A 12,299-nucleotide genomic window follows, 5' to 3' on the forward strand; every position below is an offset into this window, starting at 1 on the left:
GACCTTACTGACCCAAATAAATTTTCATAATTTGATCACCCCATAAAAAGGCGATCCATCCGGCGATGGCAATATAGGGACCAAATGCAAAAGGTTGGTTTTCTTTACGAACCTTGAGCAAAATAATGCCAATGATTGCACCTACCAGTGAAGAGAGTAATACAATCAGTGGAAGCAGGAAAGGGCCCATCCATGCACCCAAGGCAGCTAAAAGCTTAAAGTCACCATAGCCCATACCTTCTTTGCCAGTGATAATTTTAAATAAATAGTAAACGATCCATAGGCATAAGAAGCCGATGATATATCCCCAAATGGCTGAGGTTGCAGAGGTATAAATGGCATAGCTATTCACGCCAAGCCCGAGTGCAGCTAAAGGAAGGGTATAACGGTCAGGTAAAAGTTGGGTGTCAAAATCAATAAATGTTAATGCAATCAATACATAAGTCAGCACCAGACCAAACAGCATTTGGATGGTTGGGCCAAAAACAGCAACAACAATCAGCGCGCAGATCATGGTGAGTAGCTCGATCAGTGGATAACGGCTACTGATCGGGTTTTGGCAACTTCCACATTTTCCGCGTAACACAATCCAACTGATGACCGGAATGTTTTGATACCAACGAATGGGCGTTTTGCATTTTGGGCAGGTTGAAGCAGGGGTACTTAGTGTGATCTTTGTTTCATCAATAATCGGTTGGTCTGGATGTAAAAACAGTTGGCAATCTGTGCGCCATTCTTGTTCCATCATCTTTGGTGTGCGGTAAATCACCACATTCAAAAAACTACCAATACAAAGACTAAAAATCCCAACTGCGAAATACATCGCAATTGGGGTATTGATTAAATATGTTATTAATTCTTGCATTAAACCACAGAACCCATTTGGAAGATTGGAAGATACATTGCAATCACAAGACCACCAACGAGGACACCCAGTACCGCCATAATTAAGGGTTCCATCATCGAGGTTAAGCCATCTACGGCATTATCAACTTCGTTTTCATAATGCGTTGCCACTTTATCTAGCATGGCATCTAAAGCACCTGATTCTTCACCAATAGCCACCATTTGAACCGCCATAGAGGGAAATTTATCGGTGACACGCATGGCGAATTGCAATTGCTGGCCGGTCGCCACATCTTCACGAATTTTTAACACAGCTGTTTCATATACCACGTTGTTGGTTGCACCTGCAGTTGATTCAAGCGCATCAATTAAGGGTACACCGGCTGCAAATGTGGTTGCCAAGGTACGGCTGTAGCGGGCAATAATTGCTTTATAAACCAAATCACCAAAAATCGGTGCTTTCAGTGCAGCTTTGTCCAAGAAGTCACGGAAAGCCTTGCTACGTTTTTTCGCTTCCATGAAACCAGCAATCACAGCTCCAATTCCAATGATGAGGAAGAACCAATATTTTTGCATCCATTCCGACATGTTGACCACCATTTTGGTAAAGGCAGGTAAGTCTGCACCAAATGATGAAAACAAGTCTTGGAATACGGGAACCACTTTTACCATCAAAATAATCGTCACAATAACAGCGACAACGATGACCGCTGCTGGGTATTTCATGGCTTTTTTGATTTTTTGCTTAAGCAATTCACTTTTTTCTTTGTAAATGGCAACACGGTCTAGCATGGTTTCAAGTGCACCCGACTGTTCACCTGATTCAACCAAGGAGCAAAATAGGTTATCGAAATACTGCGGATATTTGCGCAGCGCACCAGCAAAGGTATTACCGCCTTCAACTTCACCTTTGATCCCCAAGACCACTTCACGCATGGCTGGGTTTTCTAGGCCTTCCGCCACGATTTCAAAACCCTGAACGAGCGGTACACCGGCTTTCATCATGGTTGCAAGTTGGCGCGTGAATACCGTGATATCCAAAGTGGATACTTTCTTTTTCATCAAGCCTTCGAGAATATTTTTGCGTTTTTCTCGAATGGTTTTAATGGTGATGCCTTGCTTACGTAAAGTGACTTTGGCTAAAGCCATATTACGCGAAGGCATTTCCCCTTTGATTTTCGCCCCTTTGCGATCCACGCCTTCATAACTGAAGGTTGGCATCATCTGCGCTTTTTTTACAGCCATGAATTTATCCTTATTTTTAAATACTAATTCACTTACTCACTGGTCACACGATTGACTTCTTGAAGTGAAGTCACCCCCTGCATGACCTTAATTAAGCCTGAACGGCGTAAATTGTTAAAACCTGCTTGATTTGAAGCTTCGGCAATTTGTAAGGCATTGCCATCTTCCATAATAATTCTTGAAATTTCAGGTGTCACTTTCATGACTTCATATATACCGACACGACCTTTATAGCCTTCGCGGCATTCGGAACAACCGACAGGTTGGTATATTTGAAATTCTGGTGTATTTAAATCGTCTTCAGTAAAACCAAGTTCCAGTAGACTTTGTTTTGGTACCTCTACTGTTTCTTTACATTGTGAACATAGGCGACGCGCAAGTCGCTGCGCAATGACAAGGTTCACGGATGTCGCAATGTTAAATGAGGGCACGCCCATATTGCGTAAGCGTGTCAATGTTTCAGGTGCACTATTGGTATGTAGTGTAGACATCACCATGTGACCCGTTTGAGCTGCTTTAATGGCAATTTCAGCCGTTTCTAAATCTCGAATCTCACCGACCATCACAATATCAGGGTCTTGACGTAAGAATGACTTCAATGCTGCAGAGAAGGTGAGGCCGACTTTATTATTTACGTTGACCTGATTGATCCCTTCTAAGTTAATTTCCACAGGGTCTTCGGCCGTTGAAATGTTGGTATCTTCACGGTTAAGAATGTTTAGACCTGTATATAAAGATACGGTTTTACCGGAACCCGTTGGACCGGTAATGAGCAACATGCCTTGCGGTTTTTCTAAAGCCTGCATGAACAGTTCTTTTTGATCCGGTTCATAACCCAACGCATCAATCCCTAACATCGCACTAGAAGGGTCAAGGATGCGTAGAACAAGTTTTTCACCAAACAAGGTCGGTAAGGAGTTCACACGGAAGTCGATGGCTTTGTTCTTTGACAGCTTTAACTTGATACGACCGTCTTGTGGAATACGTTTTTCCGAGATGTCCATTTGTGACATGACTTTTAAACGCGAAGCAAGTCGAGTCGCAAGTTGCAAGGGCGGATTGGTAATTGTTCTTAACACGCCATCGACACGGTAGCGGACGCGATAGGTCTTTTCGTAGGGTTCGAAATGTAAGTCAGATGCACCCATACGAATCGCATCGACTAGCAGCTTATTGATGTATTTAACAATCGGCGCTTCATCACCATTGTCTTTTTCATCTGCTTGTTCAGCTGGGTCTATCGTTTCCTGTTCTAAATCAAGATCAAAGTCATCATCAAAGTCGAAAGTACTTTCTTCAGCGAAGTTCTGCTCAATTAACTTTTCAAGTTTGTCATGTTCAACAATAATGGTTTCGGTATTGAGCTTACTACCAAATCGGATAGCATCTACAGCTTCAATATTGGTGGGATTACTGATCGCAACGAATAACAAATTGCCATGTTTAAAAATGGGCAAAATACGATGCTTGGTAATTAACTTATCTTCAAACTCATCACGAATGATTAAAGACGTGTCATAAGTTGAAATATCAAAAACCGGTTCACCGAACTCTATCGAGATGGTTTCTGCAATCAGGCGTGCTGAAAGTTGATATTCCTGAATCAAATGCGGCACGATATCTTGATGAGCCTTTTTTGAATTTTGCAGCGCTGTTTGCATTTTTTCGGCAGACAGATGCCCTTCGTCAACTAAGCGACGAATAAACCCCGTAAATCTTGAAGAACCTTGAACTGCTGTCATGCTTTTACTTGCCTATGCTTCAGTCTGTTTATAATTGGTATAGCAAAATTATACTTTTGTTGCACAAAAATACCATATCTTAAAGTGTTGTCACTAGCTAAGAATTGGTAAAAAGCATGAACCAGTCCTTAAATCTGCTTAATTTTTTTACAGAAAAGTGAAGATCTTGGAATGACTAGAGTCATTCGAACACGCAAATGTGTTGAAATTTATCTTCAAAATTATGAATTACGTGTAGAATGTGCCCGATTTCATCTTTGTCATGTGGGATAAATATGTCGGGTTCGACGATTACGCCTTGGGTAGTGGGTAACTGGAAAATGAACCCATTGCAAGCCGATGCTGGCGCACTTCTTAAGAATTTTAAGCAATTATTAGATGAACAAAATATTGCTGAAGCGGCATGCCATATTGGGGTTGCACCAACAGCTATTGCTCTGACCACGGTGCAAAATGAATTAGCACAGGCTAGCCGTCATATTATGACTGTTGCACAAGATGTTTCTCGCGTCGCAGGTACAGGTGCATATACGGGTGAGCTCAGTGCTGAGCTATTAAAAGATTATGGTGTTGAATTTGTACTGATTGGTCATTCAGAACGCCGTGAAATTTTTGCTGATCAACCGCATATCATTAATGAAAAAGTAAAAAATGCATTAAACGCGGGTTTGACTGTGATTTATTGCGTGGGTGAAAGCTTAGAACAACGTGAAAGCGGCCAAGCAGAACAGGTTGTGTTACAACAAATATGTGATATTGCTGCTGTCGTACAAGCAGAGCAGTGGAAACAAATTGTGGTGGCTTATGAGCCAATTTGGGCCATTGGCACAGGGAAAACAGCGTCACCTGAAGATGCGCAAGCGATGCATGCTAAAATTCGTGAAGGTTTAAGCCAAATCACCCCGATGGGACTTCATACTGCGATTCTTTATGGTGGTAGTGTAAAACCTGAAAATGCAGTAGAGTTGGCAGCCTGTCCGGATATCAATGGTGCGCTGGTCGGTGGTGCATCATTAAATGCAGAGTCGTTTTATAAAATTGCTCAAGCATTTGCAAATACAAAATAATTAGGAGTTCAGCATGCATACGTTTGTGCTGGTGGTACATATTATCTTAGCGATTTTAATGATCGTGCTGATTTTAGTTCAGCATGGTAAAGGCGCAGATGCGGGTGCATCTTTTGGTGGCGGCGGTGCTGCAACTGTATTTGGTGCATCGGGTTCGGGTAACTTTATGACCCGTTTGACTGCGATTTTAACGGCTTTGTTCTTCGTTACGAGCTTGACACTTGCTGTGTTTGCAAAGAAACAAACGACAGATGCTTATAGTCTGAATGCGATTTCTTCAGTACCGACTGCGCCAGCAAAATCGGCTGAAACTTCGCCAACTGCACCAAAAAGCGCTGAATAATTTATTTAGCGCTTTCTTTTTTGACGTGTTGCGACTAGAATGCGTCACAGCTGCGGTGGTGGTGGAATTGGTAGACACGCTACCTTGAGGTGGTAGTGCTTTCGGGCGTGGGGGTTCAAGTCCCCCCTTCCGCACCAACTTATAATCCAGAACATAAGTTGGTGTATGCAGCAAAACTCTGTTGATGCGGGATGGAGCAGTCTGGTAGCTCGTCGGGCTCATAACCCGAAGGTCGTTGGTTCAAATCCAGCTCCCGCTACCAATCAATTCTATTTTTAAGATGCAAACTTTTAAATGGACAGCTTTTAAAGCTGAGAGAACTATTTGCATATTGATGCGGGGTGGAGCAGTCTGGTAGCTCGTCGGGCTCATAACCCGAAGGTCGTTGGTTCAAATCCAGCCCCCGCTACCAATCTTATATAGCGCACAATTTATATAAGCAGTTTATCTGAAAGTCATTGTGATGTTGATGCGGGATGGAGCAGTCTGGTAGCTCGTCGGGCTCATAACCCGAAGGTCGTTGGTTCAAATCCAGCTCCCGCTACCAATCCTCTGAGATGCAACTCAGTAGGGCAATTCTTCAGGTTGTTTTAGATTGAAAATGACCAAGAAATTGTATATAATTTTTGCATGTTGATGCGGGATGGAGCAGTCTGGTAGCTCGTCGGGCTCATAACCCGAAGGTCGTTGGTTCAAATCCAGCTCCCGCTACCAAGTTTCTAAAAGAGGCTCACAACTAGGTGGGCCTTTTTGCACAGTGGACTATGGTTTTCTGTGTAATAATGGGGCGATTTACGCCCTTTTTTATTGGCTATCGTGTAGTGTCGACAGTATTTTGGTCAAACCGTCATGTTTCACTACTACTATAGTTTCGTATTGGTCTGTAGTGGTCATTTCGACCATCGAATCGCACAAATTTGACGAGAGTAAATGAAGCTATCAAATAAAACTCAAGCACTTCAGGACTTAATTGCCCCAGCGGTGCAAGCATGTGATGTAGAACTTTGGGGGATTGATTTCCAACCTCAAGGAAAACGTTCACTGTTACGTATTTATATCGACCGTGAAGTTGATGAAAATGCAGAACCTGTCATCAATGAAGATGGCGAAGTTGAGCAAGGCCGTGGTATCGGCGTGCAGGACTGTGTTCGTGTCACTCAGCAAGTGGGTGCGATGTTGGATGTACATGATCCAATTTCAGGCGAATATGCATTAGAAGTGTCATCTCCAGGTTGGGATCGTCAGTTCTTTAAATTGGAACAAATGACGGCATACATTGGTCAGCAAGTCGCTTTGCGTTTGATCAGTGCTGTGGATAATCGTCGTAAATTCCAAGCCAAACTTGTTAACGTAGACCTTGAGAACGAAATGATTCAGGTTGAAGTTGAAAAGCAACAAGTGTTGGATATTGACAGCCACAATATTGATAAAGCAAATCTGGTTTTCCAAGATTAATTTAATAAATAAGAATCTGAACGAATAGGTGACTTATGGCTCGTGAAATTCTTACCGTAGTAGAAACGGTTAGTAACGAAAAAGGTGTAAGTCGTGATGCAATTTTTGAAGCGCTTGAACAAGCTTTAGTTGCAGCGACTAAGAAGAAATTCTACGAGGGAACTCACTCGGAAGAAGCTCGTCTACGTGTAGAAATCGACCGTCGTACTGGTGATTACCGTACTTTCCGTCAATGGGAAGTGGTTGCCGACGAAGATCACGAAATGCCAGCATGCCAAGATGCGATCTCTGATGTAGATCCTGCAAAATGGGCAATTGGGGATATTCGTGAACTTGAAGTTGAATCGATTGATTTCGGTCGAATTGCGGCACAAATTGCGAAACAAGTGATTGTTCAAAAAATTCGTGAAGCAGAGCGTGCACTAATTGCAGATGCTTACGAATCTAAAGTTGGTGAACTCATCTACGGTGAAGTGAAAAAACAAACCAAAGATGGCTTTATCATTGATTTAGGTGACAATGCAGAAGCATATCTTGCGCGTGAAGAAATGATCGCTAAAGAAATTCTACGTCCTAAACAACGTGTAAACGCGATTTTGTTTAATGTGAACCGTGAAGGCCGTGGTGCTCAGTTATTACTTTCGCGTTCTAAACCAGAAATGCTAATCGCATTGATGAAGAAAGAAATTCCTGAAATTGCTGAAGAAATCATTGAGATTAAGGCAGCTGCACGCCAACCTGGCGTTCGTGCTAAAATCGCTGTGAAAACAAACGATCACCGTATTGATCCTGTAGGTGCATGTATTGGTATGCGTGGTACACGTATCCAAGCGGTTCAGTCAGAGTTGAATGGTGAGCGTATTGATGTAGTCGTTTGGTCGGATGACGCGGCACAGTACATTGCAAGTGCTTTAGAGCCTGCTGATGTATCAGGTATCGTGATTGATGAAGAAGAACGCACTGCAGATATTATTTTTGCAACGAGTGATCAGTTAGCGCGTGCAATTGGCTCTCAAGGTCAAAACGTACGTTTAGCATCTGAATTGACTGGTTACAAGCTCAATATGATGCTTGAAGAAGAATATCACGCACGTCAACAAAACGAAGCGCAACAATATTTAGATATGTTTGTTACACGTCTAGATATTGATGAAGACTTAGCGATGGCGTTGGTTGAAATGGGCTTCACATCATTAGAAGAAATCGCGTATGTTCCTGCGGAAACATTCGATGAGATCGAACTTGATGCTGAAACTGTTGAAATGCTACAAGGTCGTGCAAAAGAAATTGCATTGGCTGATGCATTGAAGCAACAAGAAAACATCCAAGAGCCAAGCGAAGAGCTTGCTGCAATGGAAGGCGTGACTAAAGAAATCGCATATGCGCTTGCCGCTCGCGGTGTGGTAACTGTAGATGATCTTGCAGATCAAGCCACTGACGATATCTCTGATATCGAAGGTTTAGGTGCTGAAAAAGCAGGTCAACTTATTATGAAAGCGCGCGAATCATGGTTTAACTAGGAGGTAATATATGACGGACAAGTCGATTAAGGAGTTAGCTCTCAGCGTGGGTCGTCCAGTTGAGAAGCTGCTGGAACAGGTTCGTGATGCGGGTTTACCACAAACTAAACCTGACGATATTATCTCCACTGAACAACAAAATGCCCTCGTTAACCATTTGAAAAAAGTTCATGGTCAGGATGCGGGCAATGCAGGACAAATCACGTTGAAACGTAAAACTACCAGTACTGCTAAAGTGGCGAGTACATCGGGCAAGGCAAAAACGATTAATGTAGAAGTTCGTAAGAAACATACATTTGTTAAACCGGATCCTGAGCAAATTAAAGCTGAAGCATTAGCGAAAGCACAAGCTGACCAACAAGCACGTAAACAGGAACCTAAGGTTGAAGCGAAAGCTGAAGAACCGAAGCAACAACCAGTATCTAAAGCGAAACAAGCTTTAGAAGCAATGCGTGCTGCTGCGAAGCAAGAACATGCGAAGCAAGAAACACCGAAAGCTGCGGTTGTTGTAAAACGTAAGTCAAACAACAAGCCAATTACAAAACCTGTTGAAACTCTAGAACAGAAAAAAGCACGTGAAGCTCAAGCAGCACAATTGAAAGCTGTAGAAGAAGCGGCGCGTCGTAAAGCCGCTGAAGAAGCGCAACAACGTACGCTTGAGCAAATGCGTCAAATGGCGTCTAAGTATTCTAACGAAGACACTACTGCGACCATTCGTGTTGTAGATGATTCTCCGCTTGCTGCCGGCCTTGTAGGTCAGGCATATGAAGATTCATTTGCGAAAGAAGACCGTGAAATTAAACGTGGTACCAATACCAACAATTCACGTTCACCTAAAAAAGGTGGTCGTCGTGGCGAAGAGCAATCTTTCCGTGATAACTCACATAAACGTGGTTTAAAAACAAGTCAAGCGAACAAGCATGGCTTTGAAAAACCAGTTAAAAAACAAGTTTATGATGTTGAAATTGGTGAAACAATTGTTGTTGCTGACTTGGCTGCGAAAATGGCGGTTAAAGTTCGCGAAGTTATCAAATCACTCATGAAAATGGGCGAATTGGTTACTCAAAACCAAGCGATTGATCAAGAAATTGCAGCACTTGTTGTTGAAGAAATGGGTCACAATCCAGTACTTGTTTCGGATACACAAGCAGAAGACAACTTACTTGAAGCAGCTGAAGAAGCGCGTGGTGTCCAAACCACTCGTCCGCCAGTTGTGACAATTATGGGTCACGTTGACCATGGTAAAACATCACTTCTTGACCGTATTCGTCGCTCTAAAGTGGCTGCAGGTGAAGCAGGTGGTATCACACAGCATATTGGTGCTTACCATGTGAAAACTGAAAAAGGTATTATTACTTTCTTAGATACACCGGGACACGCAGCATTTACTGCAATGCGTTCACGTGGTGCGAAATCTACAGATATCGTAGTGTTGGTTGTTGCAGCAGATGATGGTGTTATGCCACAAACTGCGGAAGCGATTGACCATGCACGTGCAGCAGGTACGCCAATTATTGTTGCTATCAACAAAATGGATAAAGAGTCTGCTGATCCAGATCGCGTATTGAATGAGTTGACGACGAAAGAAATCGTACCTGAGCAATGGGGCGGTGACGTTCCAGTGGCAATGGTTTCTGCGCACAGCGGTGCAGGTATCGACGAACTTCTTGACTTGATCTCAATTCAAGCCGAACTTCTTGAGCTTAAAGCATCTGAAGAGGGTGCGGCACAAGGTGTTGTAATTGAAGCACGTGTAGACAAAGGACGTGGTGCGGTAACATCGATTCTTGTTCAAAACGGTACATTGAAAGTGGGTGACCTTGTTCTTGCAGGTTCGTCATACGGTCGTGTACGTGCAATGACAGATGAAAATGGTCAACGTATTAAATCTGCTGGTCCTTCGATTCCTGTGGAAATCTTGGGTCTACCAGAAGCGCCAATGGCGGGTGATGAAGTTCTTGTTGTAAATGACGAGAAAAAAGCACGTGAAGTTGCTGATGCGCGTATGGATCGTGAACGTCAAAAACGTCTTGAGCGTCAATCTGCGATGCGTCTTGAAAATATCATGGCGTCTATGGGCAAGAAAGATGTGCCTATTGTCAACGTGGTATTGAAAACAGACGTACGTGGTACTTTGGAAGCATTACACGTTGCACTTGCTGAACTTGCAACTGATGAAGTGAAAGTACGTATTATTGGTTCAGGTGTTGGTGCGATCACTGAGTCTGACGTAACACTTGCTGAATCATCAGAAGCGGTTCTTCTCGGCTTTAACGTACGTGCTGATAATACTGCACGTCAAAAAGCTGATGCTGATGGTATCGACATTCGTTACTACTCGATCATCTATCAATTAATTGATGATGTGAAAGATGCGATGAGCGGTAAATTAGCGCCTGAGCACCGTGAAACAATTCTTGGTGTTGCTGAAGTACGTGAAGTGTTCCACTCAAGTAAATTCGGTGCTGCTGCAGGTTGTATGGTACTTGAAGGTACATTACACCGTAATAAACCGATTCGCGTATTACGTGATGACGTGGTGGTATTCCAAGGCGAGCTTGAATCTCTTCGTCGCTACAAAGATGTGGTTGAAGAAGTTCGTGCCGGTATGGAATGTGGTCTTGCGGTGAAAGGCTATAAAGACATCAAAGCACAAGATAAGATCGAAGTGTACGATGTTCAATTGATTAAACGGAGTCTTTAATGGCGGGTAGTCAACGTCTGAAGCGTATGGCGGATACAGTACAACGTGAGTTGTCAGAACTGATCCGTCAGGAGCTGAAAGATCCACGCTTAGGTGGTCTTGTGACCATCTCTGCCGTGAAGGTGAGCCCAGACTTAGGATATGCCGAAGTTTATGTGACTGTAATGGGTCGTGAGCTAGGCGATGAGCAAAGTGAAGCCGCAAATAAAGAGACTTTAGATGTCTTGAATAAAGCATCTGGTTTCTTGCGTCATGAACTAAGCCGTCGTATCAAAACACGTATTACGCCACGTTTGCGTTTCCATTACGACAAAACAAATGCTTATGGCAACTATATGTTTGGTCTAATTGCGGAAGCGGTCAAGGACTTACCTCCTACTGACGAAGCAAAAAAAGATGATGAATAATTCAGTTCGCTGAATGAAAAAAGCCACCTTCGGGTGGCTTTTTTATGTTTGAATAGCAGTAACTTAAAAACTCAATCACTTTAAAATTATAATGTGCTAATGAAAGACAGGTCGAACATGATATTCAATCCGCCTATCTGTAAAAACAATGAAATGAAAAAAAATCATGCTATTGAGCAGCATATTACTCATCACTATGCCAAGTTGGGCATGTTTAAATACCTATGTAGAAGATTTTTATACATCTGATTCAGAAAAAGAAAATCAACACGAAGAACATCATGACGAAAAATTGAAGAACTTTGTCTCAAGGCATCCTAGCCCAATAGACTATCAGGCAGAAAATGATTATGCCGTACATCAGATCTACGCAGGCCGTTACGATTTAGCCATTAAGGTTTTACGTGCAATTGAAAATGAGCATCCAGGTTTACCGAAGACGGCAGTGAATTTAGGCACAGCTTATGAGTTGATCGGCAATATTTCACTAGCCAAAAAATGGATTGCTGAAGGTATGAAGCGTGATCCATCGATTCATCTTGGCAGTGAATGGATTCATCTGAATATTTTAACAGCCAAAGAAAAACGTGCGACAGCAAAATATTTTCATGAATTGCCATTGTTGAATGTACATTATGGAACAGGTTATGTACCTGATGCGCACTGGAAGAATCAGCGAAAACTCACAACAGCGGAATACGATGCCATACGAGAGCAGGCCAGTTTACAGATTAATGAGCGGAAAAATTTTGTTTCAAGACAGAATGCCGTGATGGCACAGCTGTTTTATCAAATGGAGCGTAAAACTCTGTCCTTCAGGTCAGAGATATAAGCGACACGACCTGAAGTGTCGTTTGATTTAACTAAGGACTATTTTCCTTGAGTTTTGATTGTTAATATAAGTACATGAAAACCCTTAAATTACGTATAAAAGACAAACATTGCAAGGTGTTAGACCAACTAGCATCAG

General features: G+C 42.7%; 10 protein-coding genes and 5 tRNA genes. 12 read left to right on the forward strand and 3 right to left on the reverse strand.

Going from position 1 to position 12,299, the window contains the following annotated elements; all coding sequences use genetic code 11:
* Nucleotides 1-4 precede the first annotated feature (4 nt).
* Genes FTU36_RS06435 through pilB form a run of 3 tightly spaced genes read right to left on the reverse strand, consistent with a single transcriptional unit; the run spans nucleotide 5 to nucleotide 3,833 of the window.
* Nucleotides 5-865 carry an A24 family peptidase gene (locus FTU36_RS06435; protein WP_180004675.1) on the reverse strand — a complete coding sequence of 287 codons (861 nt, stop codon included), beginning with the start codon at nucleotides 863-865 and terminating at the stop codon, nucleotides 5-7.
* Nucleotides 865-2,091: a type II secretion system F family protein gene (locus FTU36_RS06440; protein ID WP_168378204.1), complete on the reverse strand. Its 1,227-nt coding sequence runs from the start codon at nucleotides 2,089-2,091 to the stop codon at nucleotides 865-867. The genes FTU36_RS06435 and FTU36_RS06440 overlap by 1 nt, the downstream gene beginning before the upstream one ends.
* Before the next feature lie 32 nt (nucleotides 2,092-2,123).
* On the reverse strand, nucleotides 2,124-3,833 hold the full coding sequence (pilB, locus tag FTU36_RS06445; protein WP_180004674.1) for a type IV-A pilus assembly ATPase PilB: 1,710 nt from the start codon (nucleotides 3,831-3,833) through the stop codon (nucleotides 2,124-2,126).
* Nucleotides 3,834-4,108: 275 nt separating this feature from the next.
* Here pilB and tpiA point away from each other — a divergent pair, with 275 nt between their 5' ends.
* The 12 genes from tpiA to FTU36_RS06505 all read left to right on the forward strand — a co-directional run bounded on the left by tpiA (nucleotide 4,109) and on the right by FTU36_RS06505 (nucleotide 12,161).
* Nucleotides 4,109-4,900 (forward strand): triose-phosphate isomerase, encoded by a 792-nt coding sequence (tpiA, locus tag FTU36_RS06450; RefSeq protein WP_180004673.1) that lies wholly within the window; start codon nucleotides 4,109-4,111, stop codon nucleotides 4,898-4,900.
* Nucleotides 4,901-4,913: 13 nt separating this feature from the next.
* Nucleotides 4,914-5,243, forward strand: a complete 330-nt coding sequence (secG, locus tag FTU36_RS06455) for a preprotein translocase subunit SecG (protein WP_078192560.1) — start codon at nucleotides 4,914-4,916, stop codon at nucleotides 5,241-5,243.
* Between the two features lie 52 nt (nucleotides 5,244-5,295).
* Nucleotides 5,296-5,380 (forward strand) — tRNA-Leu (locus FTU36_RS06460).
* A 48-nt stretch (nucleotides 5,381-5,428) separates the two neighbouring features.
* A tRNA-Met gene (locus FTU36_RS06465) sits at nucleotides 5,429-5,505 on the forward strand.
* A 73-nt stretch (nucleotides 5,506-5,578) separates the two neighbouring features.
* Nucleotides 5,579-5,655, forward strand: a tRNA-Met gene (locus FTU36_RS06470).
* A gap of 58 nt (nucleotides 5,656-5,713) precedes the next feature.
* Nucleotides 5,714-5,790: transfer RNA gene (locus tag FTU36_RS06475), tRNA-Met, on the forward strand.
* Nucleotides 5,791-5,880: 90 nt separating this feature from the next.
* A tRNA-Met gene (locus FTU36_RS06480) sits at nucleotides 5,881-5,957 on the forward strand.
* A gap of 216 nt (nucleotides 5,958-6,173) precedes the next feature.
* Entirely contained in the window at nucleotides 6,174-6,698 is a 525-nt protein-coding gene (gene rimP / locus FTU36_RS06485) for a ribosome maturation factor RimP (protein WP_078192559.1), read from the forward strand.
* A 35-nt stretch (nucleotides 6,699-6,733) separates the two neighbouring features.
* A complete protein-coding gene (gene nusA / locus FTU36_RS06490) occupies nucleotides 6,734-8,218 on the forward strand; it encodes a transcription termination factor NusA (RefSeq protein ID WP_078192558.1) in 1,485 nt (494 codons plus the stop codon).
* A 10-nt stretch (nucleotides 8,219-8,228) separates the two neighbouring features.
* Nucleotides 8,229-10,922, forward strand: a complete 2,694-nt coding sequence (gene infB / locus FTU36_RS06495; RefSeq protein WP_111884116.1) for a translation initiation factor IF-2 — start codon at nucleotides 8,229-8,231, stop codon at nucleotides 10,920-10,922.
* Complete coding sequence (locus FTU36_RS06500; RefSeq protein ID WP_078189413.1) at nucleotides 10,922-11,329, forward strand: ribosome-binding factor A; 408 nt, start codon at nucleotides 10,922-10,924, stop codon at nucleotides 11,327-11,329. Before infB ends, FTU36_RS06500 begins: the two co-directional genes overlap by 1 nt.
* A 166-nt stretch (nucleotides 11,330-11,495) precedes the next feature.
* Nucleotides 11,496-12,161: a M48 family metallopeptidase gene (locus FTU36_RS06505; RefSeq protein WP_180039978.1), complete on the forward strand. Its 666-nt coding sequence runs from the start codon at nucleotides 11,496-11,498 to the stop codon at nucleotides 12,159-12,161.
* Nucleotides 12,162-12,299 lie beyond the last annotated feature (138 nt).

It is taken from the genome of Acinetobacter sp. YH12096 (assembly GCF_013419215.1).
In the GTDB taxonomy this organism is placed as follows: Bacteria; Pseudomonadota; Gammaproteobacteria; order Pseudomonadales; family Moraxellaceae; genus Acinetobacter; species Acinetobacter amyesii.

Bases quoted from the DNA above. Each gene is read 5' to 3' on its own strand.
- FTU36_RS06505 (WP_180039978.1), top strand. From the start codon at position 11,496: ATGCTATTGAGCAGCATATTACTCATCACTATGCCAAGTTGGGCATGT.
- FTU36_RS06440 (WP_168378204.1), bottom strand. From the start codon at position 2,091: ATGGCTGTAAAAAAAGCGCAGATGATGCCAACCTTCAGTTATGAAGGC.
- rimP (WP_078192559.1), top strand. From the start codon at position 6,174: ATGAAGCTATCAAATAAAACTCAAGCACTTCAGGACTTAATTGCCCCA.
- nusA (WP_078192558.1), top strand. From the start codon at position 6,734: ATGGCTCGTGAAATTCTTACCGTAGTAGAAACGGTTAGTAACGAAAAA.
- tpiA (WP_180004673.1), top strand. From the start codon at position 4,109: ATGTCGGGTTCGACGATTACGCCTTGGGTAGTGGGTAACTGGAAAATG.
- secG (WP_078192560.1), top strand. From the start codon at position 4,914: ATGCATACGTTTGTGCTGGTGGTACATATTATCTTAGCGATTTTAATG.
- pilB (WP_180004674.1), bottom strand. From the start codon at position 3,833: ATGACAGCAGTTCAAGGTTCTTCAAGATTTACGGGGTTTATTCGTCGC.
- infB (WP_111884116.1), top strand. From the start codon at position 8,229: ATGACGGACAAGTCGATTAAGGAGTTAGCTCTCAGCGTGGGTCGTCCA.
- FTU36_RS06500 (WP_078189413.1), top strand. From the start codon at position 10,922: ATGGCGGGTAGTCAACGTCTGAAGCGTATGGCGGATACAGTACAACGT.
- FTU36_RS06435 (WP_180004675.1), bottom strand. From the start codon at position 865: ATGCAAGAATTAATAACATATTTAATCAATACCCCAATTGCGATGTAT.